The following is a 26,427-nucleotide window of genomic DNA, read 5'->3' on the forward strand; positions in this document are numbered from 1 at the left end:
TCCCCGGCGGCGATGAGACGGTGAGCGATCACCGCCAAGACTGTCGATGGGGAGCGCATGACCGCAGTACCGTCCGCCGAACCCGGCCGCACCGATCCGGGCGGCGGGACCCGCCGGCCCCGGGCCGTCGCGATTCTCGCCGGAGTCGCCCTGGTGGCCCTGGTGGCCGACCTGGTCACCAAGCACCTCGCGCTGGCCGCGCTGACCGACCGGGAGCCGGTCCGCCTGCTCGGCGGGTTCGTCTACCTGAGCCTGACCCGCAACAGCGGCGCGGCCTGGAGCATCGGCGCGGACCACACCTGGGTCTTCCCACTGATCACCATCGGTGTGGTCGGCTGGATCGTCTGGATGGCACTGCGGCTGCGCTCGCTGCCCTGGGCGGTCTCGCTCGGCCTGGTGCTGGGTGGCGCGTTGGGCAACCTCGTCGACCGGATCTTCCGGGCGCCGTCCCCGTTCCACGGGCACGTGGTCGACATGATCAGCCTCTTCGACCCGTACGGTCAGGTCTGGCCGGTGTTCAACCTGGCGGACAGTTCGCTGGTCTGCGGTGTGCTGCTGGCCGTCCTGTTGGAGCTGACCGGCCGCCAACGTGACGGCCGACGGGCGGGGCGCGACGGCGACCCGGCCACCACGGACGCCACGTCGGGCGCCGAGCAGCGGGAGCGGGCATGACCTCCGCGTTCGCCGCTGGCGGCGACCACCGTTCCCTTCCGGTTCCGGACGGCCTCGACGGCATGCGCCTGGACCAGGCCGTGTCCCGCCTGTTCGGGCTCTCCCGCACCGCCGCCGCGGCCCTTGTCGACGCCGGGGACGCGCTGGTCGACGGCTCCGCCCGGCCCAACTCGCACAAGGTGAAGGCCGGCTCCTGGCTGGACGTCACGCTGCCCGCTCCGGTGGCACCGCCGACAGTGGTGCCGCAGGCGGTGCCCGGCCTGCGGGTGGTCTACGCCGACGACGACATCGTCGTGGTCGACAAGCCGGTAGGGGTGGCCGCGCACCCGAGCCCCGGGTGGACCGGGCCGACGGTGATCGGCGCGCTCGCCGCGATCGGGCACCGCATCTCCACCAGTGGCGCCGCCGAGCGCCAGGGCGTGGTGCACCGACTCGACGTGGGCACCACCGGGATCATGGTGGTGGCCAAGAGCGAGCAGGCGTACACGGCGTTGAAGCGGGCCTTCAAGTACCGCGAGGTGGACAAGGGTTACCACGCGGTGGTGCAGGGTCACCTGGACCCGCTGCGGGGCACCGTCGACGCGCCGATCGACAGGCACCCCACCCACGACTACCGCTGGGCGGTGGTCTCCGGCGGCAAGCCGAGCATCACCCACTACGACACACTGGAGGCGTTCCCGGCGGCGAGTCTGGTCGACGTCCGGCTGGAGACCGGCCGGACCCACCAGATCCGGGTGCACTTCTCCACACTGCGGCACCCCTGCGTGGGTGACCTCACCTACGGCGCCGATCCGACCCTCTCGGCCCGTCTCGGCCTGGCCCGACAGTGGCTGCACGCCCGCGAACTGAGCTTTTTGCACCCCCGAACGGGGGACGAGGTCCGGTTCGTCAGCGACTACCCTGACGACCTGGACCGTGCGCTTCAGATCCTGCGTGACTGAGCGGCGACCGCCCGACACCGTTCCACAGAGGGGATCCCGCCCGTGCGCGCCGGCAACCTGCTGCGGCAGCTGGACCAGCGCTTGCTGCCGCCGCTGACCCGGGCCGTGGCCCGGCTGGGCGACCGGTCGGCGCGCTCCGGCGTGCTCAGCTGGGCGGCGGTCCTCTCCGCGGCGGCGGTGTTGGGCACCGCCGTCTGGGCCGTCGACGACACTCCGGTCGGCGACCGGACGGTCGGCGAGGTGACCCGGGTCGGCGTTGCCGACGGCGACTCCGTCCCCGGCTACCTGCGGTCCGCCGCGGCCGACCTGGCCGCGCTGCCCGCGTCGCCGCCGGCCGCCGAGGGCGGGACGTACGCGCTGGTCACGCTCGACGCGTACCTTCCTCCGCAGCGGCTGGCGACGGTGCTCGGCGACGTCGGGGTCTCGACAGTCTTCGGGCGGGTTCCGCTGCCCGGCCGGCAGACCGAGATCGTCAAGATCCCCGCGCTGCGAGTGCCCGACGACGTGGTCGCCGGAATGGAACAGGTGGCGGCGCGCAAGGAGACCGAGGCTGCCGACTATCGGGCCAGGGCCGCCGCGGTCGACGGCGACGGGGTGGGCGAGCGGGAGTTGCGGGAGCAGTACGCCGGCGGCGCCGAGGTGGCCGCCGCCGAGGCGGCCGCGTACCGCACCGGCTGCGCCTGCGTCTACGCGGCGGTGGTTCGCGCGACGCCGGTGGCGCTGCGTGGTGTCGCGGCCCGGCCGGATGTACGGGCGGTCGACCCGGCCCCCGAGGTGTACCGGCTGGACCGGACGGTCTTCACACCGCCGCTGCCCGAGCAGCGTGACGTGGTGCGTCCGCCGGCCGACACCGGGCCGAGCCCCGCACCGACCCGGTCCGAGCGGCCAGCACCGATGATCAGCGCACCGGCGCCGTCGACCCCAGTGGGCGAATCGTCGGAACCCGCACCAGTCGTGACGATTCCGTCACCCGAACCGTCGAAGCCGGAGCCCACCGAGTCGGCACCGCCGAGTGTCACCACCTCGCCGGACGCCACCCTCGCCGAGCCGTCGCCGCCATCGCCGTCGTCGTGATCTGCGCCGGCTGGTGTGCGCTCTGAGGTGTGGTCCGAATAGGGTTGGGTTCGTAGCCTGTCAGACAGAGATCGATGGCGCTGGGAGGGCGGGCCGTGGAGGGCAGTGAGACCGGCTGGGGCCGGCCGGCCGAACCAGCGCCGCGGTGGCGCGCGCTGTTGGACCGTGCCCGGCTGGGCGGTCGCGGCGCGGAGCAGACCGAGCCGGAGCGGCGCGGCGAGGAACCGCCGCCGGACCCGCTGCCACGGCGTGCGGCCCCCAACGGCTACGCCGGGCGGGCACCCGCCATCGGGCATCCGGCCGACCTGTCGTACGGCGCGGAGCCTGCTTACCGGGCCGAGGCGACCTACCGGGTGGACCCCGCCTACCGGGCCGAGCCGGACTACCGGGCCGAGCCCGCGTATCGGACCGAGCCGGGTTATCGGGCCGAGCCGGACTATCGAGCGGAGCCCGCGTACCGGACCGAGCAGCCGGACTACCGCGCCGAGCCGGACCATCGGGCTGAGCCGGGCTACCGGGCCGAGCCGGGCTACCGTGCCGAGCCGGACTATCGTGCCGAGCCGGACTACCGCGCTGAGCCGGGCTACCGTGCCGAGCCGGGCTACCTCGCCCCGCCCGGCTATCGGGCCGAGCCCGACTACCGGGCCGAGCCGGGTTATCGGGCCGAGCCGACGTATCGGGCCGAGCCCGAGCCGCCGGCACGCGACCCCGACCCGGTCCCGTCGCGCTACGCGTTGCTGGACAACGGCTACCGACCGGGCGACCCGCCGTTGGAGTCGCGGTACGCCCTGCTGGAGACCGGCTACCAGCCGGAGACCGGCTACCCGGCCGCTCCGCCCCCGCCGGTTGCCCCGCCGCCCGCGCCGCCGGTCGCCGTGCCGGTCACACCGCCCGTCCCGCCACCACCCGCCCCGGCGGTCGGCTCGGCGGTCGCCGAACGTGCCTACCCGACCCGGATCGAATGGCGCCCACCGGCCGTCGACCAGGAGCAGGAGCGCGCCAACGGGGTGCTCCAACGGGACCTGGGCACGCCCCGGGTGTTCGCCTTCGCCAACCCCAAGGGCGGGGTGCACAAGACGACAGCCACAGTGCTCGCCGCGGCGACGGTTGGCAGCGTCCGCGGCAAGGGCGTGCTGGCCTGGGACGACAACGAGCTGCGCGGCACCCTCGGCCTGCGCGCCGGCAGCGCCCGGCACGCCCGGACGATCCGGCACCTGATCAGCGACCTGGCCCAGATCGAGATCCTGGAGGGCGCGACCCTGCTGGACCGGCTGGACGACTACCTGCGGCACGCCTCCGACGGCTCGTACGACGTGCTGGCCGGCGAGGAGAGCCCGCGCTTCGCCCAGCGACTGGACCAGTTCACCGTCCGACGGGTGCTGGAGCTGCTGCGGCGCACCCACGACGTGGTCTGCGTGGACACCGGCAACAACGTGGAGAGCCCCAACTGGCGCACTGTGATGCAGGCCGCCGATCAGCTGGTGGTGACCACAGTGCCCCGGGAGGACGCGGCGTTCAGCGCGGACTGGATGCTCGACCTGCTGCACGAGGAGGGCATGGGCGAGTTGGCGGACAACGCGATCACCCTCATCTCCTGCCCGACCCCGGGTCGCTCGACGCTCCAGGACGACCTGGAGCGGCACTTCGCCACCCGTACCCGGGGCGTGGCCGTCGTGCCGTACGACCCGGCTCTGGAGACCGGGTCGTCGATCGAGTACCACCAGCTCCAACCGGAGACCCGGCAGGCGTGGCTGCGGGCCGCGGCGATGATGGTGGAGCCGTTCGCCCGGTGAGCTGGTCTGCCGCCACCGGAGCCCGGCCGCGCACCGGGCCTGAGAGGATCATCGGGTGAGCCCGGACAACCCCGACCGTGAGCGGCCCGTCGACGAGCCCGACCAACCCGCGCCACCCCGTACGCCGGACGCGCAACACCCGGAGGTCGACAGGTCGACCGGGGCGGCGCCGGGCGAGTTCGGTGCGGGCCACCTGCCGGCGGCGTACCAGAGCTCGCTGGAGCTCCGGTTCGACGAGCCGCGTCGTCCGCTGCGTGCCCTGGCGGCGGTGCTGGGCGTCGTACTCGCGCTGGCCGCGCTGGGTGTTCCCCTCGGGCTGCTCTGGGCCGCGCTCGCGCCGGACACCCCGGTGCTCAAGACCGCCGAGGGGGCGATCTACGCCGAGCCGCAACCGGAGCAGCCGATCGCCGCCGACGGCTGGTTCAGCCTGCTCGGGCTCGCCTTCGGGCTGCTCGTGGCATTCGCCCTGTGGTTCGTGCTGCGTCGGTGGCGCGGCCCGGTCGGGTTGCTCGCCGCGGTGCTCGGCACCCTGGTCGCCGCGCCGGTGGCCTGGCAGGTGGGACGGCGGATCGGTCTGGCCGCCTTCGACCGGCTGCTGGCGACCGCCCCGGCCGGGCAGGCCTTCAGCAAACCCGCCGACCTGCGGGCCGGTGGAGTGGACTGGCTGCTCGGCGTGCTGCCGGTGCCGCACGGCAACCTGCTGCTGCCGGCGTTCGGTGCCGCGGTGATGTACACCCTGCTGGCCGGTTGGTCGCGGTGGCCGGGTTTACGCCCGGAGCCCGAGCCGGGGGAGTTCAGTTGGGTGTCGGCGGGGACGCCAGTTCCGACAGCGGCACCGGAACCGCCCGCACCTGACGCAGCAGAGCCGCCTCGCGGCTGAGCAACCGCAGCTCGGCGCGGAGCCGGGAGGCGGTGTCGTCGATGGCCAGCAGCCGTTGCCGGTCGTCGACGGTGAGCGCCGCGGTCGCCGCCACCAGGTGCGAGAGCACTGTCGGGTCCTCCGGCAACTGCTCGGAGATCTCCTCCGGGTCGGAGCGGATCAGGCCGAGGTACTGCCGGAAGACCGCGATCACCCGGGCGGCCAGCAGATCGGCCACCTCGTCCGGGCCGCCCGGGTCGGGCAGCCACTCGACGTCGGCGGTCAGGTAGGGCTCGGCGCTGTCGTCGATGTCGGCGATGCGGAACCGGCGGCGGCCGACAGTGACGATGTCGAAACCACCGTCGGTCAACTCGGTCACCTGGCGCAGCTCGGCGGTGCAACCCACCTCGTGCAGCGTCACCTCGCCGGCGCTCGACCCGGCCGGGGCGCCGGCGGGACCGGCGGGCGCGACCTCCCAGCCGGCCTGGATGGCCACCACGCCGAACTCGCGCGGGGCGCCGTCGGGCAGGCCGACCAGGTGCCGGACCAGCGCCCGGTAGCGCTCCTCGAAGATGTGCAGCGGCAGCACCAACCCGGGAAAGAGCACCGTTGCGAGCGGGAAAACCGGCAGCCGTGCGGTCACATGGTCGAGCCTAACCAATCTCGCCCCCGGGGGCGTGGCCCGGCTCACCGTCCCGGCGGACGGGCGGCTCGGGTGGACGTCGGGCCGGCCGCCTAGACTCGCAAGGGTGCTGAATCGGATCGACCTGCGCGACGGTCTCGGTGACCCGCGCCGCCTGCTGCCCCGTGCCCAGCTCGACGTGTCCGTCGCCGTCGAGCGCATCCGGCCCCTGGTGGAGGCGGTCCGTGAGCATGGCTACCCAGCGATCCGGGAGGCCAGTGAACGGTTCGACGGCATCTCCCCGGAGGTGCTGCGGGTGCCGGTCGAGGCGATCACCGAGGCGGAGGGGGTGCTCGACCCGGCGGTGCGTGCCGCGCTGCTGGAGTCCATCGCCCGGGCCCGTCGGGTGCACGACGACCAGCGGCGCACCGACCACACCACGAAGGTGGTGCCCGGCGGCACCGTCACCGAGCGGTGGCTGCCGGTCGACCGGGTCGGCCTCTACGTGCCCGGTGGCCTGGCGATGTACCCGTCGACTGTGGTGATGAACGTGGTGCCCGCCCAGGCGGCCGGGGTGCGCTCGCTGGTGGTGGTCAGCCCGCCGCAGAAGGACAACGGCGGCCTGCCCGATCCCCGGGTGCTCGCCGCGTGCGCGCTGCTCGGCGTCGACGAGGTGTACGCGGTGGGCGGGGCCCACGCGGTGGCGATGCTGGCGTACGGCGCGGCGGTGGACCCGGCGGGTGAGCTGCGGTGCGACCCCGTCGACCTGATCACCGGCCCCGGCAACATCTGGGTGACCGCCGCGAAGCGGCTGCTGCGCGGCGTGGTCGGCATCGACGCCGAGGCCGGGCCGACCGAGATCGCCATCCTGGCCGACGACACCGCCGACCCGGCGCACGTGGCCGCCGACCTGATCAGTCAGGCCGAGCACGACCCGCTCGCCGCGAGCGTGCTGGTCACCCCGTCGGTGGCGTTGGTCGAGGCGGTCGAGGCGGAGTTGGCCCGGCAGGTGCCGGCGACCAAGCACGCCGAGCGGGTCACCACGGCGCTGACCGGTGAGCAGAGCGGCGTGGTCCTGGTCGACGATCTCGAGGCCGGGCTTCGGGTGGTCGACGCGTACGCGGCCGAGCACCTGGAGATCCAGACGGTCGACGCCCGGGAGTGGGCGCTGCGGGTCCGCAACGCCGGGGCGATCTTCGTGGGCGCCTGGTCGCCGGTGTCGCTCGGCGACTACTGCGCCGGCTCCAACCACGTGCTGCCCACCGGCGGCTGCGCCCGGCACTCCTCCGGCCTGTCGGTGCAGTCCTTCCTGCGCGGCGTGCACCTGATCGAATACACCGAGGCCGCGCTGCGCGAGGTGGCCCCGCACGTGGTCACCCTTGCCAACGTGGAGGACCTGCCCGCGCACGGCCAGGCGGTCCAGGCCCGTTTCCCGGGAGGGTCGGCGTGACCAGCCTGGACGATCTGCCGATCCGGGCCGACCTGCGGGGGCTGTCGCCGTACGGGGCGCCGCAGTTGGACGTGCCGGTGCGGCTCAACACCAACGAGAATTCCCACCCGGTGCCGGAGCCGGTGGTCGAGGCGATCGGCAAGGCGCTCGCGGCCGAGCTACGCGAGCTGAACCGCTACCCGGACCGGGACGCTGTGGCGCTCCGCGCCGACCTGGCCGAATATCTCGGGCACGGGCTCACCGTCGAGCAGGTGTGGGCGGCCAACGGCTCCAACGAGATCCAGCAGCAGCTGCTCCAGGCGTTCGGCGGGCCGGGGCGCACCGCGCTCGGCTTCGTTCCGGCGTACTCGATGCACCCGCTGCTGGCCCTCGGCACCGGCACCCGGTGGGTGCCCGCCGCGCGGGGCGTCGACTTCGGGTTGACCGCCGAGGAGGCGGTCGCCCAGGTCCGCGAGCACAGGCCGGACGTGGTCTTCCTCTGCTCGCCGAACAACCCCACCGGCACGGCACTGGACCCGGCGGTGATCGCCGCGGTGCTCGACGTCGCGCCCGGCATGGTGGTCGTCGACGAGGCGTACGCCGAGTTCGCCCGACCCGGGACGGTCAGCGCCCTCGCGGTGCTGCCCGGCCACCCACGGCTGGTGGTCACCCGGACGATGAGCAAGGCGTTCGGCTTCGCCGGTGGCCGGCTGGGTTACCTGGCCGCCGACCCGGCCGTCGTGCGGGCGGTGCAGCTCGTCCGTTTGCCGTACCATCTCTCCGCGCTCACCCAGGCCGCCGCACGCGCGGCGGTGGCCCACCGCGACGCCCTTCTCGGTACGGTGAGCGCGATCATGGCGCAGCGGGACCGGATCGTGGCGACGCTGCGCGAGCGGGGGTTGCGGGTCGCCGACAGCGACGCCAACTTCGTGCTCTTCGAGGTGGGCGGCGACCAGACCATCGTCTGGAACGCCCTGCTGGCGCAGGGGGTGCTGGTCCGTGACGTCGGCCTGCCCGGCTGGCTGCGGGTGACCGCCGGCACCGCCGCCGAGACCGACGCCTTCCTTTCTGCAATGGAGACTTCGCAATGAGTCGGACCGCCCGGGTGGAACGGATCACCAAGGAGACCAAGGTCCTCGTCGAGATCGATCTCGACGGCACCGGTGCCGCCGAGATCAGCACCGGCGTTGGCTTCTACGACCACATGCTGCACCAGATCGCCCGGCACGGCGGCTTCGACCTGACCGTGCGCACAGTGGGTGACCTGGAGATCGACGCGCACCACACGATCGAGGACACCGCGCTCGCCCTGGGTGCGGCGTTCGACCAGGCGCTGGGCGACAAGGCCGGCATCCGGCGGTACGGCTCGGCGACAGTGCCGATGGACGAGGTGCTGGTCAGGGCCGCGGTGGACCTCTCCGGTCGGCCGTACGTGGTGCACGACGAGCCGGTGCTCGCCCCGTACATCGGGCCGGTGTACGCGACCAGCATGACCCGGCACATCTGGGAGTCCTTCGGCCAGGCGGCCCGGGTCACGCTGCACGTCGACGTGCTGCGGGCGGCCCGGCCGGGTGGTCACCCGGACGCGCACCACGTGGTGGAGGCGCAGTTCAAGGCGGTTTCCCGCGCGTTGCGCGAGGCCACCTCGATCGACCCGCGGTCGGCCGGGGCCATCCCGAGCACGAAGGGCGCGCTCTGATGAGCGCGGGGAGTGCAGCGCAGCGGAGCCCCGCAGTCGCGACTGGAAGGTGGCTCTGATGGGTGCCGCGTTGCCGACGTTGCTGCTGATTCTGGCCGGGGTGCTGGTGGGCGGCACCTGGTCGCTCTACCGGCAGGGCGCGCCGAAGGCCGCCGTGCTGATCACCGCGGCGCTCGCGGTGCTCGCCACCGTCGCCGGGGTGCTGCGGCTGCTGCCGGAGAACGGGTGATCGGGGTGACGACATGAGTGGCGTGGTGGTGCTCGACTACGGCTCGGGCAACCTGCGCTCGGCGGAGCGGGCGCTGGCCGCCGCCGGAGCGGACGTCCGGGTGACCGACGACCTGGCCGCGGCGGCTGCCGCCGATGGTCTGGTGGTGCCGGGTGTCGGCGCGTACGCGGCGTGCATGGCGGGGATCGAGGCGCTGGGCGCTGGCCCGGTGATCGCCGAACGGGTGGCTGCCGGCCGGCCCGTGCTCGGCATCTGCGTGGGCATGCAGGTGCTCTTCGAGCACGGTGACGAGCATGGAGTGGTGACCAAGGGGCTGGGGTTGCTGCCCGGTGGGGTGACCCGGCTGGCCGCCACCCGGTTGCCGCACATGGGCTGGAACACGGTCCGGGCGCCGCGGGAGTCGGTGCTGTTCGCCGGGTTGACGGAGCGGAGCCGGTTCTACTTCGTCCACTCGTACGCGATGGGCGACCCGGCGGCCCTGGCCGCTGCCGGTGCCACGGTGACCACCGCCCACCACGACACGGATTTCGTCGCGGCGGTGGAGCGTGGCTCGTTGTCGGCGGCCCAGTTCCACCCGGAGAAGTCCGCCGACACCGGTGCCGCGCTGCTGCGCAACTGGCTCGCCACGTTGCCCAGTGGTGACTGAGCGCCGTCGCGCGGTGCCCGAGCGACGGGCGTCGCGGTGAGCCGGGAGCGCGCCCGCCGGCGGGCGGAGCGGGAGGCGGAGCAGGCCCGGGAACGGGCGGTCCGGCAGCGCCAGGTCGCCCGGCGGCAACGCCGCCGCGCCGTGGTCCGCACCTTGACGCCGCGGCTGCGGCGGGGTCGCTCCGGGCGGCTGGCCCGGCACACTCGGGGTGAGCGGGCCGCGATCGTGCTGCTCACCGGCGCGGCGTTGTTGCTGATCTGGACGTTCGTCGACAACCTGGCGTTGCGTATCGCGCTGATCGTGCTCTTGCTGCTCGTACTGCCGGCGATCGTGGTGATCGCCCTGGACCGTCGTACCTGATCGAGGAGAAGACCTTGAGCCTCACCCTGTTACCCGCCGTGGATGTCGCTGACGGCCGGGCCGTCCGGCTCGTGCAGGGCGCCGTCGGAAGCGAGAGCATCTACGGCGACCCGTTGGACGCGGCGCTGGCCTGGCAGCAGGACGGCGCGGAGTGGATCCACCTGGTCGACCTGGACGCGGCGTTCGGTCGGGGCACGAACGCGCACCTGCTCGCGGAGGTGGTGCGCCAGTTGGACGTGAAGGTGGAGCTCTCCGGCGGCATCCGTGATGACGAGTCGCTGCGCGCGGCGCTGGGCACCGGTGCGGCCCGGGTGAACATCGGGACCGCCGCGCTGGAGGACCCGGTCTGGTGTGACCGGGTGGTCGCGGAGTACGGCGACCGCGTGGCCATCGGGCTGGACGTGCGGGGTCACACCCTGTCGGCGCGGGGTTGGACCCGCGACGGTGGTGACCTGTACGAGGTGCTGGAGCGGCTGGACAAGGCGGGCGCGAGTCGGTACGTGGTCACCGACATCACCAAGGACGGCACGATGCGTGGGCCGAACCTGGATCTGCTGCGCGAGGTGTGTGCCCGTACGGACCGGCCGGTGATCGCCTCGGGTGGTGTGTCCACCCTGGACGATCTGCGGGCGCTGGCGACCCTGGAGTCGGCCGGGGTGGAGGGCGTGATCGCCGGCAAGGCGCTCTACGCGGGTGCCTTCACTGTGGCCGAGGCGCTGCGGACGCTGGCCGAGGCGTGACGACGACCCGGCTGGGGTCGGGCGGCCCGTGGGAGCAGCGCTACGGGTACTCCCGGGTGGTCCGGGCCGGTGAGCGGGCCTGGACGGCCGGTTGCACGTCGACTGTGGACGGCCGGGTGGTGCACGTCGGTGACGCGGCCGCGCAGACCGCGCAGGCGCTGCGGATCGGGTTGGCCGCGCTCGCCGAGGTGGGTGCGGAGCCGGGCGATGTGGTCCGGACCAGGATGTACGTGACGGACCGGCTGCACGCCGACGAGGTGGGCCGGGCGCACAACGTGGTCTTCGGCGCGGTCCGGCCGGCGGCCACCCTGGTGGTGGTGGCCGGTCTGCTGGACCCGGAGCACCTGGTCGAGGTGGAGTTGGAGGCGTACCTCGGCGATCGCTGAGGTGCTGCGGGGGGCGGCCTGCTGGGCCGTCCCTCGGCCCGATAAGTTGTGCACAACTTAATTGTGGGCTACGGTTCAGCGGTGACCGATGACCTGGTGCTGCGCCGGCAGGTGTGCTTCGCGCTCTACGCCGCGTCGCGCGCACTGACCGACGTCTACCGGCCGATCCTCGACGAGGTCGGGTTGACCTACCCGCAGTACCTGGCGCTGCTGGTGCTCTGGGAGCGTCCCGACGACGCCCCCACGGTGTCCGAGTTGGGCGCCGAGCTGCGGCTGGACTCCGGCACGCTCTCCCCGCTGCTCAAGCGGCTGGAGGGGGCGGGCCTGGTGGTGCGGCGGCGGTCGGCCCGCGACGAGCGGCGGGTCGAGGTGGGCCTCACCGAGCAGGGCCGGGCGCTGCGCGAGCGGGTCTGCGACGTCCCGCTGCGGATCGCGCAGGCCACCGGGCTGGGCTTCGACGAGCTCGTCGCGCTGCGCGACACCCTCACCCGGGTCACCGACACCATCCACCGACAGAAGGAGCAGTGACCACCATGCAGGTTGTCTACACCGCGTCCGCGACCGCCACCGGCGACGGCCGGGACGGCCACGTCGAGACCTCCGACGGCACGTTCACGCTCGACCTGGCCGTGCCGAAGGAGATGGGCGGCGCCGGTGGCGCGGCCAACCCCGAGCAGCTCTTCGCCGCCGGTTACGCGGCCTGCTTCCACAGCGCGCTGCGGCTGGTGGCCCGACGCGCCAAGGCCGACGTGACCGGTTCCGTGGTCGGCGCCGAGGTGGGCATCGGCCCGAACGGCAGTGGGGGCTTCGGGCTCACCGTGCAGCTCGTCGTCGACCTGCCCGCCGCGCCCCGCGAGGTCGCCGAGCAGATCGTCGAGCAGGCCCACCAGGTCTGCCCGTACTCCAACGCCACCCGTGGCAACGTCGACGTCACCCTGACCGTCCGCGAGACCCTGTCCGCGTGACCTCGCGGCCCCAGGCACCCATCCGCGGACGAGAGGACGACCACCCCGTGACCAGCAACCGCGAGATCCACCTGGCCAGCCGCCCCCAGGGCTGGCCCACCGAAGACACCTTCCGGCTCGTCGAGACCGAGGTTCCGACGCCCGGACCGGGCCAGATCGTGGTCCGCAACCAGTACATGTCCGTCGACCCGTACATGCGTGGGCGGATGAACGACGTCAAGTCGTACGTGCCGCCGTTCGCGCTCGACGCGCCGCTCGACGGTGCCGCCATCGGTGAGGTGGTGGCCAGCGAGGCGGCGGACATCGCCGTCGGGACCACAGTCCTGCACGGGCTGGGCTGGCGGGAGTACGCGCTGCTCGACGCCACCGCGGCCCGCCCCGTCGACCCGAGCATCGCCCCGGTCAGCGCGTACCTGAGCGTGCTCGGCATGACCGGGTTGACCGCGTACGCCGGTCTGCTGGAGGTGGCCGCGATGAAGCCCGGCGAGACGGTCTTCGTCTCCGCCGCGGCCGGCGCGGTGGGCAGCCTGGTCGGCCAGATCGCCAAGCTCAAGGGCGCCGGCCGGGTGATCGGCAGTGCCGGCTCGCCGGCCAAGGTCGAGCGGCTGCGGGCGCTGGGCTTCGACGCCGCCTTCGACTACCACGACGGGGTCCGCGAGTCGCTGCGCGCGGCCGCCCCGGACGGCGTCGACGTCTACTTCGACAACGTCGGGGGTGACCACCTGGAGGCCGCGATCTCGGCCATGAACCTGCACGGCCGGGTGGCCATCTGCGGCATGATCGCGCAGTACAACGCCACCGAGCCGCCGGCCGCCCCGCGCAACCTGGCGCTGGTCATCGGCAAGCGGCTCACCCTGCGCGGCTTCCTGGTCAACGACCACAACGACGTGCGGGCGGCGTTCGTACGCGACGTCTCGGGCTGGCTGCGTGACGGCACGCTGTCCTACGACGAGACGATCGTGGACGGCATCGAGAACGCTCCGGAGGCGTTCATCGGCGTGCTGCGCGGCGACAACCTCGGCAAGATGCTCGTCAAGGTGTGACCCAGGCCTCTCTCGCGGCGGTCGACCCGATCGGGTCGACCGCCGTGCCGCGTGCGGAGGATAGGCTCGCGGCATGACGGTGGCGGTACGGGTGATCCCCTGTCTGGACGTGGACGCCGGGCGGGTGGTCAAGGGGGTCAACTTCCTCGACCTGCGTGACGCCGGCGATCCGGTGGAGCTGGCCGCCGCGTACGACCGGGCCGGCGCTGACGAGTTGACCTTCCTCGACGTCACGGCGTCCTCCAGCGACCGGGGCACCATGCTCGACGTGGTGCGCCGCACCGCCGAGTCGGTGTTCATCCCGCTGACCGTCGGCGGTGGGGTCCGGCAGGTCGCCGACGTGGACACGCTGCTGCGCGCGGGCGCGGACAAGGTCGGCGTGAACACCGCCGCCATCGCCCGTCCGGAGCTGATCGCCGAGATCGCCGACCGGTTCGGCCGGCAGGTGCTCGTGCTCTCCCTCGACGTGCGGCGCTCGCCGAACGGCGGCACGCCCAGCGGCTTCGAGGTCACCACCCACGGGGGTCGGCGTGGCACCGGCATCGACGCCGTGTGGTGGGCGCACCGGGGCGCCGAGCTGGGCGCGGGGGAGATCCTGCTCAACTCGATGGACGCCGACGGCACCAAGGCGGGCTTCGACCTGGAGCTGATCGCCGCGGTGCGCGCGGTGGTGGACGTGCCGGTGGTGGCCAGTGGAGGTGCCGGCGAGGTGGCCCACTTTCCGCCGGCGATCGGCGCCGGCGCGGACGCGGTGCTGGCTGCCAGCGTCTTCCACTTCGGCGAGCTGACCGTCGCCGAGGTCAAGGACGCGCTGCGCCTCGGCGGCCATCCGGTGCGCTGAGCCGCTCAGCGCTCGCCGGAGTGCCCCTCCGGTGACCGCCGGGGCGACGGGATCGACCGCACCGCGTATTCCTGGACGGCAGCCGCGTGGTCGGCCTCGTCCAGGATCCAGTCCGCGCTGCCGGGCGCGTGCCGGCGGGTCAACACACCCTGCACCGTGTCCACCATGGTCGCCACCCCCGCGCGCGGGCGGGTACGCCAGAGCTGCTCACCCTCGGCGGTGATCCGGAACCAGCCGTCGGCGACGCTGACCAGCCCGGCGCCGACCAGCCGCTGGACCGCGGCTTCCACCTCGTGTCGCTGCGGAATCGCGTGGTTGAGGTGGTCGGCGGTGGAGAGCACGTCGGTCAGGCGGACGCCCTCCGGCCGTCGGCTTGTCGCCGATCGACGATGCCGTCCGGCCCCGCTCGCGATGACGAGCGACACGAAGATCCAGGCATCGTTCCAGCGCCAACCGTTCTCCCCCATGCAGAGATGATGACGGCGCGCGTCACGGAAGGGAACACCCACCCACGAACCGGTGCGCGGCACCACCGCCACGTACCGGTTCGCGGACGGTCGGTGAGGGCTCAGCCGGCCGGGGCGGCCGGCGCGGGGTCGCCCGGCGGGGGCGCGGCGCTGTCCGCGGCGGTGCCCTGCGGCACGGCGAACAGCGGGATGAAGAACTGGGCCAGAGGGCCGATGGCCAGCGCGTACGCGACGGTGCCCACGCCGACAGTGCCGCCGAGCAGCGCGCCCAGCGCCAGCACGGTGACCTCGATGACGGTGCGCACCAGTCGGATCGACCGGCCGGGCCGGCGGGCCACGTACCCGGTCATCAGACCGTCGCGGGGGCCGGGCCCCAACCGGGCGCCGAGGTAGAGAGCGGTGGCGGCGCCGTTGGCGACGATCCCGGTGATCAGCATCGCGGTCCGGACGCTGAGCGGGCCACCCGCGGGCAGCAGGGCCAGTGTGGCGTCCACGACCAGGCCGATCACCACGACGTTGCTGACAGTGCCGAGGCCGGGCCGCTGCCGCAGCGGGATCCAGAGCAGCAGGACCAGCGCGCCGACGCCGATGGTGACGGTGCCGAAGGAGAGCCCGGTCAACTCGGAGAGCCCCTGGTGGAACACGTCCCACGGGTCGAGGCCCAGGTCGGAGCGGATCATCAGGGCCATGCTGACGCCGTAGACCGTGAGCCCGAGGTAGAGCTGGACCAACCGTCGAACCGGCCGGTGCCGCAGATTGCCAAGCAGTGCCATGCATGCCACCCTAGGTGCCAATCCTCGTCGAGGAAGAAGCCAATATTCGAGGAGTGGCTATGAGCGGGCAGGTTCGCGGCGTCCAATTGGCCCGTCTGCTCGGGCAGTGGCATTCCTTGCCCGGCCGCCGCCGCAGCCCCGACTACGCCGCGCTGGCCGGCTCGGTGCGCGGGCTGCTCGCCGACGGCCGGCTGCCGCTGGGCGTCCGCCTCCCGGCCGAACGGGAGCTGGCCGAGGCGCTGCGAATCAGCCGGACCACTGTCACCGCCGCCTACCGGCAGCTACGCGAGACCGGGCACCTCGCCAGCCGGCGGGGCGCCGGTAGCTGGACGATGCTGCCCGGCAACCACCGGGTGGCCAGCACCGGCCTGTGGACCCCGCTGGACGACCGGGAGATGCTCGACCTCGGCGTCGCCGCGCTGGCCGCACCGCCGCAACTGCTGTCGGCCGCGCGGGCCGCCGCCGAGGACCTGCCCCGATACCTGAGCGGGGCCGGCTACCACCCGACCGGCATCATCGAGCTGCGCGAGGCGGTGGCCGACGCGTACACCGCCCGGGGTCTGCCCACCTCGGCCGACCAGATCATGGTCACCAGCGGCACCCAGCACGCACTGGATCTGGTGCTGCGGCTCGCCCTGGCCCCGGGCGGCACCGTGCTGGTCGAGTCCCCGACCTACCCCAACGCCCTCGCCGCGCTGGCCGGCCGGCGGGCCCGGATCAGCACCCACGGGCTGGCCGCCGACGCCGGCTGGGAGGCCGACCTCCTGCTGGGCAGCCTCCGACAGACCCGACCCAAACTGGCCTACCTGATTCCCGAGTTCCAGAACCCGACGGGGCACCTGATGCCCGCCCCACTCCGCGAGCGTGTGGTCGCCACCGCGCACGCGGTCGGCACCGATCTGATCATCGACGAGTCCTTCGTGGACCTGTCGATGGACGGCACCGAGGTGCCACCCCCGGTCGCCACCTACGACCGGCACAGCCGGGTGGTCAGCATCGGCGGGATGAGCAAGCCCTACTGGGGTGGTCTACGGATCGGCTGGGTGCGCGCGTCAGCGCCGCAGGTGCAGCGGCTGGCCGCCGTGCGGGTCGGGGTCGACATGGCCAGCCCGGTGCTGGACCAACTGGTGGCGGTGCACCTGCTCGCCGACGCCGAGGCCATCGTCGCCGACCGCCGCGTCCAGTTGGCCGTCCAGCGGGACGCCCTGCTCGGCGCGCTCGCGCACCAACTGCCGGAGTGGCGGGTCACAGTGCCACGGGGTGGCGTGACGCTGTGGGCCGAGTTGGACGGCCCGGTCTCGAGCGCGCTGGCCCGGGCCGCGGAGGAGGTCGGCGTACGGCTGGCCCCCGGCCCCCGGTTCGGCCTGGACGGCACCCTGGAGCGTTTCCTGCGGCTGCCCTTCACCCTGCCCGCGGCGGACCTCGTGGAGGCCGTGGGGCGGATCGCGGCGATCCGCTACGACCTGGACCGGGCCGGCCGCCAGCGGTGGCGCGAGCCGGCCGTCATCGCCTGAGCGGCCTCGCTGCCACGAACGCCGGTGGCCCCGCACCCGCTCGGGTACGGGGCCACCGGCGACGCGTCAGAGCTCGGCGAGGGTGCCGGCGTACATCTTGTCGATCTCGGCGGCGAAGTTGCTCTCCACCCCACGCCGCTTGATCTTCAACGACGGGGTGATCTCGCCGTCCTCGATCGTCAGGTCGCGCGGCAGGATGGCCACCTTCTTGATCGTCTCCCAGCGGTTGAGCTTGGCGTTGAGCTGGGCGACGTACTCCTCGACCATCGTCTGGGCCTCAGCCGACGCGACGATCTCGGTGTAGCTGCGCCCTTCGAGAGGGCCGCCGGCGACCCAGCCCCGGATGGCGTCCGGGTCCAGGGTGACCAGCATCGTGCAGAAGTTGCGGGCCTGACCGACGACGACCGCCTGCGAGGTGTACGGGCAGATGGCCTTGAACATGCCCTCGATGTGCGACGGCGCGATGTACTTGCCGCCCGAGGTCTTGACCAGGTCCTTCTTGCGGTCGGTGATGCGGAGGTAGCCCTGCTCGTCCAGGCTGCCGATGTCACCGGTACGGAAGAAACCGTCCTCGGTGAACGAGGCGGCGGTCTCCTCCGGCAGGTTGTGGTAGCCGCGCATCACCGGCCGACCCCGCACCAGGATCTCCCCGTCGGTGTCGATCTTGCACTCCAGGTCGCCCATCGCCCGGCCCACGGTGCCGATGCGCAGCCCGGCCGGGGGGTTGACGAAGTTGCCGGCGCTGGTCTCGGTCAGACCGTAGCCCTCGGAGATCGGCAGGTTCGCGGCGGCGAAGAAGGTGGCGATCTCCGGGCTGAGCGGCGCGGCGCCGGACACCAGCACCCGCATCCGCCCGCCCAGGCGGGCCTGGAGCTTGCTGAACACCAGCTTCTCGGCCAGCCCGTAGCGCAGCTTCAGCCCGGCCGGCACCGGCTTGCCGGCCTGCTCCAGGGCGACCTTCTCCTTGCCGACGCCGACGGCCCAGCCAAAGATCTTCGCCTTCGCGCCGCCGGCGCCCTGCGCGGTGGTCACTGCCTTGTTGTAGACCTTCTCGAACACCCGGGGCGCGCCGCACATCAGCGTTGGGCGGATGACCGAGAGAAGGTCGACCAGCTTGTCCACCCGCCCGTCGACGTAGGTGGGCAGGCCGACGTGGATGGCACCGCAGAGCAGGGTCTTGCCGAACGAGTGGGCCAGCGGCAGCCACAGGTACTGCAGGTCGTCGTCGCGCAGCAGCCCGACGTCGGCCTGGGCCACGGCCTCCCAGCACCAGCCGCCGTGCAGCAGCTCGACGCCCTTGGGTTGGCCGGTGGTGCCGGAGGTGTAGATCAGGGTGGCCAGGTGGTCCGGGCCGATGCCGGCCACCAGCATGTCGATCAGCTCCGGCTCGGCGGCCAGCGCCTGGGTGCCGCGTTCCTCCAGGTCGGCGAGTGTCAACTGCGCGATCGCGGCGTTCGGGTCGACGGCGCCGTCGAGGAGCACCACGTGGGTGAGCGCGGGCAGGGACGCCCCGCCGATCTTCGCCGCCTGGGCCGGGTTCTCCGCGAACAGCACCTTCGACCCGGAGTCGGCGATGATGTACGTCGCGTCGGCCGGTTCGGTGGTCGGGTAGACGGTGGTGGTCGCGCCGCCGGCGCACATGATGCCGAGGTCGGCGATCACCCATTCCAGCCGGGTGTTGGCGAGGATCGCGACCGGGTCCTCCTGGCCGACGCCCAGGCCGTGCAGGCCGGCGGCGACCGCCTTGGCGCGCTGGCCGACCTGTGCCCAGGTCAGCCAGACCGGTCCCGAGTCGTCGGAGTTCGGGGACGCGAACGCGAACCGGTCGGGGGTGGCCGCCACGCGCTTGAGGAACATGTCCGGGATGGAGCGGTACGGTACATCGAGAGCCATCGCTGTAGCCGCCTTCGGGGGTGGTGGCGTGACGGTCGTCACGTCATGATGGTTACCGAAGAGTATTGCCTGTTGCCGTGCATCGGCTAGCCCTGGTGATCGTCCGGCCGGCCCGTCCCATCAACCGGTACGGCCGATCAGGCGTACCGGGCGGCCACCACTGACCAGTCGTAGGTGGCCCGGACCCAGTTGCGCCGGGCGGCCAGGGCGTCGCGGATCCCGTCGTCGCCGGCGGCGCGCAGCGCCTCCTCCGCGTCCAGGTACGTCGCCAAACCCTGGTTGAACCGGTGTGCCGCACTACGGAGCGCTGTCACCTCGTCCGCGTCGCTGTCCTGGGCGAGCACAGTGACGAGGTTGTGCGCGTCCGGGTCGGCCTGGCTCTCCTTGCCGTAGGAGAAGAGGTCGTTGCACCAGCAGACCAGGTCCACCGCCAGCAGGTCCAGGGCGACCAGCCCCGGGTTGGCGCGCTGGGTCGGCCCGGAGGGCCGCGTCGACGCCAGGTCGGTCAGGGTGAGGCAGGGATGCACGCCGCCGATGTGCCGGCGTAGCTGCACGTACTCCGCCACCTCGGGCACGCGTCGACGTTCCCGGTTGCCCGCCTCCCAGAGCAGCGCCAACAGGTACTCGCGCATCTGGCTGACGAACCGCAGCAGCAGTCCGGCGTGATCGTGCAGTCGGGTCCGGCGGCAGAGGTCGTGCAGCGCGTCACCCAGTGGCCCGACGGCGGGCGGCGCGACGTACGGGTCACCGCACCGGTCCAGCACGTCGAGCAGGGTGCTGATCGCCGGGCCCAGTCGGACCGGGTCGGCGCCGAGGCCGTCCTCGTCGCAGGCGTCGTCCATCACGAAAAGCCAGCTGATCAGGTCGGTGAGCAGCCGCAGGCCCTCGATTGAGCCGTCCGGGCAGGCGCGTCCGGCCAGTCCGGCGGCGTCGGCCCGCTCCAGGCGGTGCACGCGTTGGCTGGAATCGACCAGCCCGAACGTGCGCGCCCAGTCGATGCTCTCACTCGCCACCTGGTCCGTGGCCCCGTGGCGGCCCGTGGGAAACGGGGGTTCCCGCAGCGCCGAAATCGCGAAGTCCCGCACAGTGTGCCCCCACTCCGTGCCGCCCGGCGCGGAGCGGCGCGGTGAAGCGTACGGGAGGAGGTATCAGCATGTTTCGCTGGGTGTGGGAAATTCCACAGTCGTTCGGTGACCGTTTACGTACAGGTGGTTACATGCCCAGGTGGGCGGTGCGTAGCCGCTGAGCCGCCTCCGCCGAGCCGTTCAGTTGGACCCGGGCCACCCGTTGCCGGCCGGAGAAGAACAGCACCAGCTCAGCCGGGGCGCCGACCAGGCGCAGCGGCTCACCACCGCGGCCGAGGGAGACCTCACCGTGGCCCGGCGCCTGCACGTAGAGGTCCGCCGGAAAACGCCGCAGCGCCAGCCGGGCCATCGGGGCCGCGCGCTTCCAGAGCGCGCTCTGCAGGCCGACCGGCAGATCGCGCGGCTGCCACCCGGAGCCGGCCCGCCGGACGTCCTCATGATGGATGAAGAACTCCATCGTGTTGGCCAACTCGTCGGTCAGCGGGTTGCTGACCGGGCTCCACACCGGCGGTCGGCGCACCTGTGCCACCAACTCGGGGTAGGGCCGTGCGGCGAGTCGCCGACGGACCCGCTCGGCGTAGCCGCGCAGCGGCGGCAGCACTATCCCACCCGCCGCGTCCGGACGGCGCTCCCGCAGCACCAGATGCGCGGCGAGGTCACGGGTCGCCCAGCCCTCGTTGATGGTCGGGGCGTCCGGCCCGAGGGCCAGGAGAAGATCGGCCAGCGCCTCGCGCTCGGCTCGGGCGTACCGCGGCATGGCCCGATCGTAGGCCCGGCGGCCCGTCGGCGCGCGACAGCGGACGCCGGTCGACGCCGACGGCACGCCGCCGTCCGGTACGTGATGGTCGACATATCCAGTCAGGGTCGGCGGCACTGGCCCCGACCGGTAAGGATGAGGGAGATAATTGCGGCTTACGGCGGGGGAGAGCGTGGCGAGCAAGACAAGTCGGGACGTTCTCAGTCGAGGGCTGGGGGTCCTGCGGCAGGCGATCCGTGAGCAACCGCGGATCTTCTCGGTGGCGGTCGTCGGCAGCGTGCTCTTCGGCGGGATGATCATTGTCAGCGCCCGGGTGGTCGGGTCGGTCATCGGTGAGGTGGCGCTTCCGGCCATCGAACGCGGCGAGGTGGGCGCCGGCACCCTGGCGTTGGCCGCGGCCGCGTTGTTCGGGATCAGCGTGCTGCGGGTGGCGGGCATCTTCGGCCGCCGGCTCGGCGCCGGCTACATGCAGTACCGCCTCCAGGCCTCCTACCGCCGCCGGGTGACCCGTCGGTACCTGGAGCTGCCGCTGTCCTGGCACCACCGCAACTCCACCGGCACCCTGCTGTCCAACGCCAACTCCGACGTGGAAGCGGCCTGGTACCCGATCGCGCCGCTGCCGTTCGCCGTCGGCACGTTGGTGATGCTTGTCGGCGCGATCGTGTCGCTCTTCGCCACCGACTGGGCGCTCGCCCTGGTCGGGCTCGCGGTCTTCCCCGCGCTGTTCGCGCTCAACGTCGTCTACTCCCGCCGGATGGCCCCCCGGCAGGCCCGGGCACAGCGCCTGCGCGCCGAGGTCAGCGGCATCGCCCACGAGAGCTTCGACGGCGCACTGGTGGTCAAGACGATGGGCCGCGAGGCCCAGGAGACCGCCCGGTTCGCGGGCCGCGCCGGTGAGCTGCGCGACTCGCTGATCGCTGTCGGCCGGCTGCGCGGCATCTTCGACCCGCTGCTGGAGACGCTGCCCAGCCTCGGCACCCTGGCCGTGCTGGTGGTCGGGGCGTTCCGGCTGCGCCAGGGCGCGATCAGCGTCACCGAGCTGGTCAGCGTGGCCTTCCTCTTCACTGTGCTGGCCTTCCCGGTGCGGGCCATCGGTTGGGTGCTGGCCGAGCTGCCGCGCAGCGTCGCCGGCTGGGACCGGGTGCGCCGGGTCCTCGACGCCACCGGCGAGATGCCGTACGGGCAGCGGGTGCTCGACCCGGCCGGCGCCGGCCCGGCCACCCTCACCTTCGACGACGTGCACTACTCCTACCCGCCGGCCGAAGCGCACCCGCCCGGCGCGCAGGTCCTCGGCGAGGTCGGCTTCACGGTGCCCGCCGGTCGGACGGTGGCCCTGGTGGGGCCGACCGGCGCCGGCAAGTCCACCATCGCCTCGCTGGCGGTGCGTCTCGTCGACCCGGACTCCGGCACTGTGAACCTGGACGGCGTGGACGTGCGCGAGCTGACCTCCGCGTCGCTGGCCGGCACCGTGGCACTGGTCGCCCAGGTGCCCTTCATCTTCGACGACACGGTCCGCGCCAACATCGCCCTCGACCGGCCCGGTGTCGACGACGAGGTGGTCTGGGCGGCGCTGCGGCTGGCCGAGGCGGACGGTTTCGTCGCCGCGCTGCCCGATGGTCTGGACACCCTGGTCGGCGAGCGGGGCACCTCGCTCTCCGGCGGGCAGCGGCAGCGTCTCACCCTGGCCCGCGCGCTGGCCGGTCGCCCGCGCCTGCTGGTGCTCGACGACGCGACGAGCGCTGTCGATCCTCGAGTGGAAGCGGCCATCCTGGCGGGGCTGCGGTCGTCGACCACGGAGGCGGGAGTTCCGGCCGCGTCGATCCTGGTGGTGGCGTACCGCCGGGCCACCATCGCCCTCGCCGACGAGGTCATCTACGTGGAGCAGGGACGGGTGGTCGCCCGAGGCACCCACAGCGAGTTGTTGGCCACCGTGCCCGGCTACGTCGACCTGGTCACCGCCTACGAGCAGGCCGAGGTGGAGCGGGCACAGGAACGTTCCTACGGCGACGACGTGGCACCGCTGCCGTCGGGCCTGGAGATCGAGGTGGACCGGTGAGCGCGAGGAGTGCAGCGCAGCGGAGCCCCGCAGTCGCGAACGAAAGGCCAGACCGGTGAGCGCGAGGAGTGCAGCGCAGCGGAGCCCCGCAGTCGCGAACGAAAGGCGGGCCCGGTGAGCGCGACGACGGAAACGAGTGACACGCCGGAGACCCGGCAGGAGACGACCTGGCAGACCCTGCGTCGGGGCCTGGCGCTCTCGCCGGAACTACGGATCGGTCTGGCCGGTACGTTGGCCCTGGCGTTGGTCTACATGGTCGGTCGGGTCGCCGTGCCGGTCGCCGTGCAGCAGGGCATCGACCGGGGCCTCGTCGGTGGTCTGAATCTGAACGTGGTCTGGACGGTGGTGGCGATCACCACGGCGATCCTGACGATCACCACGATCTGCGGCTACCTGATGATGCGCCGGCTCTTCACGGTCAGCGAGACGGCGCTGGCCAACGTGCGGACGCGCGCGTTCCGCCACGTGCACGACCTGTCGATGTTGCACCAGCAGTCGGAGCGGCGCGGTTCGCTGGTGTCGCGGGTCACCAGCGACGTGGACCAGATCACCCAGTTCCTCCAGTGGGGCGGGGTGATCCTGCTGGTCAACCTCGGTCAGCTGGTGGTCACCACCGCCGTCATGCTGGCGTACTCCTGGCAGTTGACACTTGTGGTGTTGGCCGCGTTCCTGCCGGCGGTGTTCGTGATCCGGCAGTTGCAACGTCGCCTCGGCAGCGCGTACGCGACTGTGCGCCAACGCACCGGGACGTTGCTCGGCGCGATCGGCGAGAGCGTGGTGGGCGCGCCCGTGATCCGGGCGTACGGAATCGCCGGGCGCACCGAGCGGCGGCTGGACGAGGCGATCGACCGGCAGCGGCTGGCGCAGCAGCGGGCGATCCGGATCAGCATCGTGGGCAGCTCGGTCGGCGAGTTGGCGGCGGGGCTGGCGCTGGCCGGTGTGGTGGTGCTCGGCGTGCTGTTGGGCGTCGACGGCACGCTGTCGATCGGTCAGCTGACCGCGTTCCTCTTCCTGGTGACGCTGTTCATCCAGCCGGTGCAGATCGCGACCGAGGTGCTCAACGAGGCGCAGAACGCGATCGCCGGTTGGCGTCGGGTGCTGGACGTGTTGGACGTCGCCCCGGACGTGGCCGACCCGGGGGAGCAGGGGCGGGAGCTGCCGGGCGGGCCGCTGGACATCCGGTTCTCCGGTGTGCGGTTCGCCTATCCGGGTGGTCCGCCGGTGCTGCACGACATCGACCTGGAGATCCCGGCGAAGAGCCGGGTGGCGGTGGTCGGTGAGACCGGCAGCGGCAAGACCACGTTCGCCAAGTTGCTGACCCGGCTGATGGACCCGTCGGCCGGGGCGGTGCTGCTGTCCGGGGTGCCGCTGACCGACGTCCGGTTCGGCTCGCTGCGCTCCCGCGTGGTGATGGTGCCGCAGGACGGGTTCCTCTTCGACGCGACGGTGGGGGACAACGTCCGGTTCGCCCGCCCGGAGTTGACCGACGAGCAGTTGAGCGCCGCCTTCACCGAGCTGGGCCTGTCGGACTGGCTGGAGGGTCTGCCGGCGGGCCTGGACACTCCGGTCGGGGAGCGCGGCGAGGCGCTCAGCGTCGGGGAGCGGCAGCTTGTCGCGCTGGCCCGCGCGTACGTGGCCGACCCGGACCTGCTGGTGCTCGACGAGGCGACCAGCGCTGTGGACCCGGCGACGGAGGTGCGGTTGCAACGCACGTTGGACGCTGTCACCCGGGGTCGGACCACCCTCGCCATCGCGCACCGGCTCTCCACGGCGCAGGCCGCCGACGAGGTGATCGTGGTGGACCGTGGTCGGGTGGTGCAGCGCGGCTCGCACGACGAGCTGGTTCGCGACGCCGACTCGGTGTACGGCCTGCTCTACGCCTCCTGGCTGGAGCAGACCCGGTGAGGTGCGGCGGTGTGGTGGACGCCGACGGGCGGGTGCTCTAGGCTCCGGTTAGGTAAGCCTAACCTTTGAAGGAGGTCGCGCCCATGCGGCCCAACTCCGCCGAGATCGTCCGTACCCTCGTCGCCGGGCGCCTGCCCGGCCTCGTGCACCTGGCCCACCGGCCGGGCCCGCACCACGCCCGGCACGTCACCGACTCGGACGGGCGGGTGTTGCTGCTGGTGCCGGCGGCCAGCCACCTGGCCGCCGCCCTGCAACCGGCCGCCGGGGGCAGCGACGTCGCCGTGGTGCTCGACGTGCTCGACCTGCCGCCCGCCGCCGGCGCGCCCGGCCTGGGTCGCGCCTGGGTGTCCGGCTGGGCGGCCGAACTGCGCGGCGACGAGGCCCGCCACGCGGCTGTCGAGTTCGCCGCTGTGGAGCCGACCGGCGACCTGCTCGACCTGGGCACCCGGTTCCGGCTGTTCCGCTTCGAGGTGGTCGAGGTCCGCTGGGAGCGGGCCGGCGTCGTGCACCGGATCGACCCGGTGGAGTACGCCGAGGCCGAGCCCGACCCGGTGCACCCGGTCGAGGCCCGCCTGCTCGCCGACCTCGCCGAGTGCCACGGCGCCCAGGTGACGGAGTACCTGCGCCGGCAGCTCGGGTTGACCGGGCAGACCCCGGACGGGCCGCCCCGGGTGGTGCGCATCGACCGCTACGGGCTGGTGGTGGCCCTCGGCCAACCCGGCGCCCGCCGTCGCGTCCGGCTGGCCTTCCCCGGCCCGGTGGACGACCCGGCCGAGCTGCCCCAAGTGCTGCCGCCGCTGCGACTAACAGCCGACGCCCGCCCCCCGCGCTAACCGCCCCGCCCCGCCCCGCGCCGCCCCGCACCGCGCCGCCCCGCACCGCGCCGCCCCGCCCGTCCCACCCCGCCGATCTTGCACTTTCGGTCGTCGGTACGCGTGGTATATCCCTTTGGTCGGGACAGAAAGTGCAAGATCGCGTCGGGGTCGGGGTTCGGTGGCGCCGTCGGGTCAGCTCGGTAGCGGGCCGGTGAGGTAACGCTGGATCGTGGGGCCGATCGCGGCCACCAGGGTTTCCGGATCCGCCGAGGCGACCGGCTCAAGGCGCACCACGTGCCGCATCATGGCCAGCCCGATCATCTGGGTGGCCACCAGCGAGCCACGCAGCGGTAGCTCGACCGGGTCGACGTCGAGGTTCTCCAGCACCCGGCGCAGCACCTGGGTGGTGACGAACTCACGCAGCAGCCGAGCGGTCCACTCGTTGCTCACCGCGGAGCGCAGCAGTGCCTGTGCCGCGCTGCCGGTCGGAGAGTCCCAGACGCCGAGGAAGATGCGCACCATCCGCTCACCGACGCCGTCCCGGTCGCCGGCGAGCACCTTCGGCACCAGTTGACCGGGGTCGACCGGAAAGTTCATCGCCGCCAGGAAGAGCTGATCCTTGCTGCCGAAGTAGTGGTGCACGAGCGCCGGGTCGACCTGCGCCGTACCGGCGATGCCCCGGATCGAGGCGGCGTCGTAGCCACGTTCGGCGAACGCCGTCCGCGCCGCGTCGAGAATCGCCTCCCGGGTGCCCGGGTTGCCGGGTCGCCGGCCGGTCCGCCGCGTCATCGCCGCCCTTCGTTCGTCCGCCTCGGCCCGTCGTGGACCGGCCCGCCCACGCCGGGGTCGGCTGCCGCGCTGGC

At 72.9% G+C, this 26,427-nt stretch carries 28 protein-coding genes; 21 read left to right on the forward strand and 7 right to left on the reverse strand.

Features of this window, described 5'->3' with window-relative positions; genetic code table 11:
- The first annotated feature begins 57 nt into the window (after positions 1-57).
- The 5 genes from lspA to NIE111_RS20890 all read left to right on the forward strand — a co-directional run bounded on the left by lspA (position 58) and on the right by NIE111_RS20890 (position 5,360).
- Positions 58-672: a signal peptidase II gene (gene lspA / locus NIE111_RS20870; RefSeq protein ID WP_238686001.1), complete on the forward strand. Its 615-nt coding sequence runs from the start codon at positions 58-60 to the stop codon at positions 670-672.
- Positions 669-1,613 (forward strand): RluA family pseudouridine synthase, encoded by a 945-nt coding sequence (locus tag NIE111_RS20875; RefSeq protein ID WP_091407730.1) that lies wholly within the window; start codon positions 669-671, stop codon positions 1,611-1,613. Before lspA ends, NIE111_RS20875 begins: the two co-directional genes overlap by 4 nt.
- 42 nt (positions 1,614-1,655) lie before the next feature.
- On the forward strand, positions 1,656-2,687 hold the full coding sequence (locus NIE111_RS20880) for a hypothetical protein (RefSeq protein WP_238686002.1): 1,032 nt from the start codon (positions 1,656-1,658) through the stop codon (positions 2,685-2,687).
- A 95-nt stretch (positions 2,688-2,782) separates the two neighbouring features.
- The gene (locus tag NIE111_RS20885) at positions 2,783-4,480 is read left to right on the forward strand and encodes a MinD/ParA family ATP-binding protein (RefSeq protein WP_443677124.1); all 1,698 of its coding nucleotides are present in this window, start codon (positions 2,783-2,785) and stop codon (positions 4,478-4,480) included.
- A 55-nt stretch (positions 4,481-4,535) separates the two neighbouring features.
- Complete coding sequence (locus NIE111_RS20890) at positions 4,536-5,360, forward strand: DUF2567 domain-containing protein (protein ID WP_238686004.1); 825 nt, start codon at positions 4,536-4,538, stop codon at positions 5,358-5,360.
- Here NIE111_RS20890 and NIE111_RS20895 read toward each other — a convergent pair.
- A complete protein-coding gene (locus NIE111_RS20895; RefSeq protein ID WP_238686005.1) occupies positions 5,275-5,982 on the reverse strand; it encodes an LON peptidase substrate-binding domain-containing protein in 708 nt (235 codons plus the stop codon). The two genes, NIE111_RS20890 and NIE111_RS20895, sit on opposite strands and share 86 nt — an antisense overlap.
- A gap of 106 nt (positions 5,983-6,088) precedes the next feature.
- Here NIE111_RS20895 and hisD point away from each other — a divergent pair, with 106 nt between their 5' ends.
- The 12 genes from hisD to hisF all read left to right on the forward strand — a co-directional run bounded on the left by hisD (position 6,089) and on the right by hisF (position 14,299).
- On the forward strand, positions 6,089-7,411 hold the full coding sequence (gene hisD, locus NIE111_RS20900; protein ID WP_238686006.1) for a histidinol dehydrogenase: 1,323 nt from the start codon (positions 6,089-6,091) through the stop codon (positions 7,409-7,411).
- Complete coding sequence (locus tag NIE111_RS20905; protein ID WP_238686007.1) at positions 7,408-8,481, forward strand: histidinol-phosphate transaminase; 1,074 nt, start codon at positions 7,408-7,410, stop codon at positions 8,479-8,481. The genes hisD and NIE111_RS20905 overlap by 4 nt, the downstream gene beginning before the upstream one ends.
- Positions 8,478-9,089, forward strand: a complete 612-nt coding sequence (hisB, locus tag NIE111_RS20910) for an imidazoleglycerol-phosphate dehydratase HisB (protein ID WP_030334475.1) — start codon at positions 8,478-8,480, stop codon at positions 9,087-9,089. The genes NIE111_RS20905 and hisB overlap by 4 nt, the downstream gene beginning before the upstream one ends.
- A gap of 58 nt (positions 9,090-9,147) precedes the next feature.
- A complete protein-coding gene (locus tag NIE111_RS20915) occupies positions 9,148-9,318 on the forward strand; it encodes a CG2302 family histidine operon protein (RefSeq protein WP_167362522.1) in 171 nt (56 codons plus the stop codon).
- Between the two features lie 13 nt (positions 9,319-9,331).
- Entirely contained in the window at positions 9,332-9,964 is a 633-nt protein-coding gene (gene hisH, locus NIE111_RS20920) for an imidazole glycerol phosphate synthase subunit HisH (RefSeq protein WP_238680159.1), read from the forward strand.
- 36 nt (positions 9,965-10,000) lie between these two features.
- Complete coding sequence (locus NIE111_RS20925) at positions 10,001-10,324, forward strand: hypothetical protein (RefSeq protein ID WP_238686008.1); 324 nt, start codon at positions 10,001-10,003, stop codon at positions 10,322-10,324.
- Positions 10,325-10,338: 14 nt separating this feature from the next.
- The gene (gene priA, locus NIE111_RS20930; RefSeq protein ID WP_091407754.1) at positions 10,339-11,064 is read left to right on the forward strand and encodes a bifunctional 1-(5-phosphoribosyl)-5-((5-phosphoribosylamino)methylideneamino)imidazole-4-carboxamide isomerase/phosphoribosylanthranilate isomerase PriA; all 726 of its coding nucleotides are present in this window, start codon (positions 10,339-10,341) and stop codon (positions 11,062-11,064) included.
- Complete coding sequence (locus NIE111_RS20935) at positions 11,061-11,450, forward strand: RidA family protein (RefSeq protein ID WP_238686009.1); 390 nt, start codon at positions 11,061-11,063, stop codon at positions 11,448-11,450. The genes priA and NIE111_RS20935 overlap by 4 nt, the downstream gene beginning before the upstream one ends.
- A gap of 81 nt (positions 11,451-11,531) precedes the next feature.
- Positions 11,532-11,978 carry a MarR family winged helix-turn-helix transcriptional regulator gene (locus NIE111_RS20940; protein ID WP_091407758.1) on the forward strand — a complete coding sequence of 149 codons (447 nt, stop codon included), beginning with the start codon at positions 11,532-11,534 and terminating at the stop codon, positions 11,976-11,978.
- Positions 11,979-11,983: 5 nt separating this feature from the next.
- Positions 11,984-12,415 carry an organic hydroperoxide resistance protein gene (locus NIE111_RS20945; RefSeq protein ID WP_274531454.1) on the forward strand — a complete coding sequence of 144 codons (432 nt, stop codon included), beginning with the start codon at positions 11,984-11,986 and terminating at the stop codon, positions 12,413-12,415.
- A 47-nt stretch (positions 12,416-12,462) separates the two neighbouring features.
- Positions 12,463-13,458: an NADP-dependent oxidoreductase gene (locus NIE111_RS20950; protein WP_238686011.1), complete on the forward strand. Its 996-nt coding sequence runs from the start codon at positions 12,463-12,465 to the stop codon at positions 13,456-13,458.
- Positions 13,459-13,531: 73 nt separating this feature from the next.
- Entirely contained in the window at positions 13,532-14,299 is a 768-nt protein-coding gene (gene hisF / locus NIE111_RS20955) for an imidazole glycerol phosphate synthase subunit HisF (RefSeq protein WP_112582731.1), read from the forward strand.
- A 5-nt stretch (positions 14,300-14,304) separates the two neighbouring features.
- On the opposite strand, the gene NIE111_RS20960 is transcribed toward hisF, so the two are convergent.
- Entirely contained in the window at positions 14,305-14,766 is a 462-nt protein-coding gene (locus tag NIE111_RS20960; RefSeq protein ID WP_196924558.1) for a hypothetical protein, read from the reverse strand.
- A 101-nt stretch (positions 14,767-14,867) separates the two neighbouring features.
- Positions 14,868-15,539, reverse strand: coding sequence for a membrane protein YczE (yczE, locus tag NIE111_RS20965; protein ID WP_238686012.1), 672 nt, complete (start codon positions 15,537-15,539; stop codon positions 14,868-14,870).
- Between the two features lie 59 nt (positions 15,540-15,598).
- Between yczE and yczR the strand changes: the two genes are divergently transcribed.
- The gene (gene yczR, locus NIE111_RS20970; RefSeq protein WP_238686013.1) at positions 15,599-17,053 is read left to right on the forward strand and encodes a MocR-like transcription factor YczR; all 1,455 of its coding nucleotides are present in this window, start codon (positions 15,599-15,601) and stop codon (positions 17,051-17,053) included.
- Between the two features lie 66 nt (positions 17,054-17,119).
- Here yczR and NIE111_RS20975 read toward each other — a convergent pair whose 3' ends face one another.
- The 3 genes from NIE111_RS20975 to NIE111_RS20985 all read right to left on the reverse strand — a co-directional run bounded on the left by NIE111_RS20975 (position 17,120) and on the right by NIE111_RS20985 (position 20,788).
- On the reverse strand, positions 17,120-18,946 hold the full coding sequence (locus NIE111_RS20975; RefSeq protein WP_238686014.1) for an AMP-dependent synthetase/ligase: 1,827 nt from the start codon (positions 18,944-18,946) through the stop codon (positions 17,120-17,122).
- 137 nt (positions 18,947-19,083) lie between these two features.
- The gene (locus tag NIE111_RS20980) at positions 19,084-19,959 is read right to left on the reverse strand and encodes a terpene synthase family protein (protein ID WP_238686015.1); all 876 of its coding nucleotides are present in this window, start codon (positions 19,957-19,959) and stop codon (positions 19,084-19,086) included.
- Positions 19,960-20,158: 199 nt separating this feature from the next.
- A complete protein-coding gene (locus tag NIE111_RS20985; protein WP_238686016.1) occupies positions 20,159-20,788 on the reverse strand; it encodes a TIGR03085 family metal-binding protein in 630 nt (209 codons plus the stop codon).
- Between the two features lie 172 nt (positions 20,789-20,960).
- Between NIE111_RS20985 and NIE111_RS20990 the strand changes: the two genes are divergently transcribed.
- The 3 genes from NIE111_RS20990 (at position 20,961) to NIE111_RS21000 (ending at position 25,582) form a co-directional block, all read left to right on the forward strand.
- Positions 20,961-22,844 (forward strand): ABC transporter ATP-binding protein, encoded by a 1,884-nt coding sequence (locus NIE111_RS20990; RefSeq protein WP_238686017.1) that lies wholly within the window; start codon positions 20,961-20,963, stop codon positions 22,842-22,844.
- 114 nt (positions 22,845-22,958) lie between these two features.
- A complete protein-coding gene (locus NIE111_RS20995; RefSeq protein WP_238686018.1) occupies positions 22,959-24,749 on the forward strand; it encodes an ABC transporter ATP-binding protein in 1,791 nt (596 codons plus the stop codon).
- Between the two features lie 83 nt (positions 24,750-24,832).
- The gene (locus NIE111_RS21000) at positions 24,833-25,582 is read left to right on the forward strand and encodes a DUF2470 domain-containing protein (protein WP_238686019.1); all 750 of its coding nucleotides are present in this window, start codon (positions 24,833-24,835) and stop codon (positions 25,580-25,582) included.
- Between the two features lie 174 nt (positions 25,583-25,756).
- Here the strand turns inward: NIE111_RS21000 and NIE111_RS21005 are convergent, their stop codons facing one another.
- Complete coding sequence (locus NIE111_RS21005; protein ID WP_238686020.1) at positions 25,757-26,353, reverse strand: TetR/AcrR family transcriptional regulator; 597 nt, start codon at positions 26,351-26,353, stop codon at positions 25,757-25,759.
- Positions 26,354-26,427: the final 74 nt, after the last annotated feature.

This window comes from Micromonospora hortensis (assembly GCF_022230935.1).
Classification (GTDB): Bacteria; Actinomycetota; Actinomycetes; order Mycobacteriales; family Micromonosporaceae; genus Micromonospora; species Micromonospora hortensis.

Excerpts from the sequence above, each read along its gene's own strand:
- lspA (WP_238686001.1), top strand. The coding sequence starts at position 58 with ATGACCGCAGTACCGTCCGCCGAACCCGGCCGCACCGATCCGGGCGGC.
- NIE111_RS20875 (WP_091407730.1), top strand. The coding sequence starts at position 669 with ATGACCTCCGCGTTCGCCGCTGGCGGCGACCACCGTTCCCTTCCGGTT.
- hisB (WP_030334475.1), top strand. The coding sequence starts at position 8,478 with ATGAGTCGGACCGCCCGGGTGGAACGGATCACCAAGGAGACCAAGGTC.
- NIE111_RS20915 (WP_167362522.1), top strand. The coding sequence starts at position 9,148 with ATGGGTGCCGCGTTGCCGACGTTGCTGCTGATTCTGGCCGGGGTGCTG.
- hisH (WP_238680159.1), top strand. The coding sequence starts at position 9,332 with ATGAGTGGCGTGGTGGTGCTCGACTACGGCTCGGGCAACCTGCGCTCG.
- NIE111_RS20945 (WP_274531454.1), top strand. The coding sequence starts at position 11,984 with ATGCAGGTTGTCTACACCGCGTCCGCGACCGCCACCGGCGACGGCCGG.
- hisF (WP_112582731.1), top strand. The coding sequence starts at position 13,532 with ATGACGGTGGCGGTACGGGTGATCCCCTGTCTGGACGTGGACGCCGGG.
- NIE111_RS20960 (WP_196924558.1), bottom strand. The coding sequence starts at position 14,766 with ATGGGGGAGAACGGTTGGCGCTGGAACGATGCCTGGATCTTCGTGTCG.
- yczE (WP_238686012.1), bottom strand. The coding sequence starts at position 15,539 with ATGGCACTGCTTGGCAATCTGCGGCACCGGCCGGTTCGACGGTTGGTC.
- yczR (WP_238686013.1), top strand. The coding sequence starts at position 15,599 with ATGAGCGGGCAGGTTCGCGGCGTCCAATTGGCCCGTCTGCTCGGGCAG.
- NIE111_RS20975 (WP_238686014.1), bottom strand. The coding sequence starts at position 18,946 with ATGGCTCTCGATGTACCGTACCGCTCCATCCCGGACATGTTCCTCAAG.
- NIE111_RS20985 (WP_238686016.1), bottom strand. The coding sequence starts at position 20,788 with ATGCCGCGGTACGCCCGAGCCGAGCGCGAGGCGCTGGCCGATCTTCTC.
- NIE111_RS21000 (WP_238686019.1), top strand. The coding sequence starts at position 24,833 with ATGCGGCCCAACTCCGCCGAGATCGTCCGTACCCTCGTCGCCGGGCGC.
- NIE111_RS21005 (WP_238686020.1), bottom strand. The coding sequence starts at position 26,353 with ATGACGCGGCGGACCGGCCGGCGACCCGGCAACCCGGGCACCCGGGAG.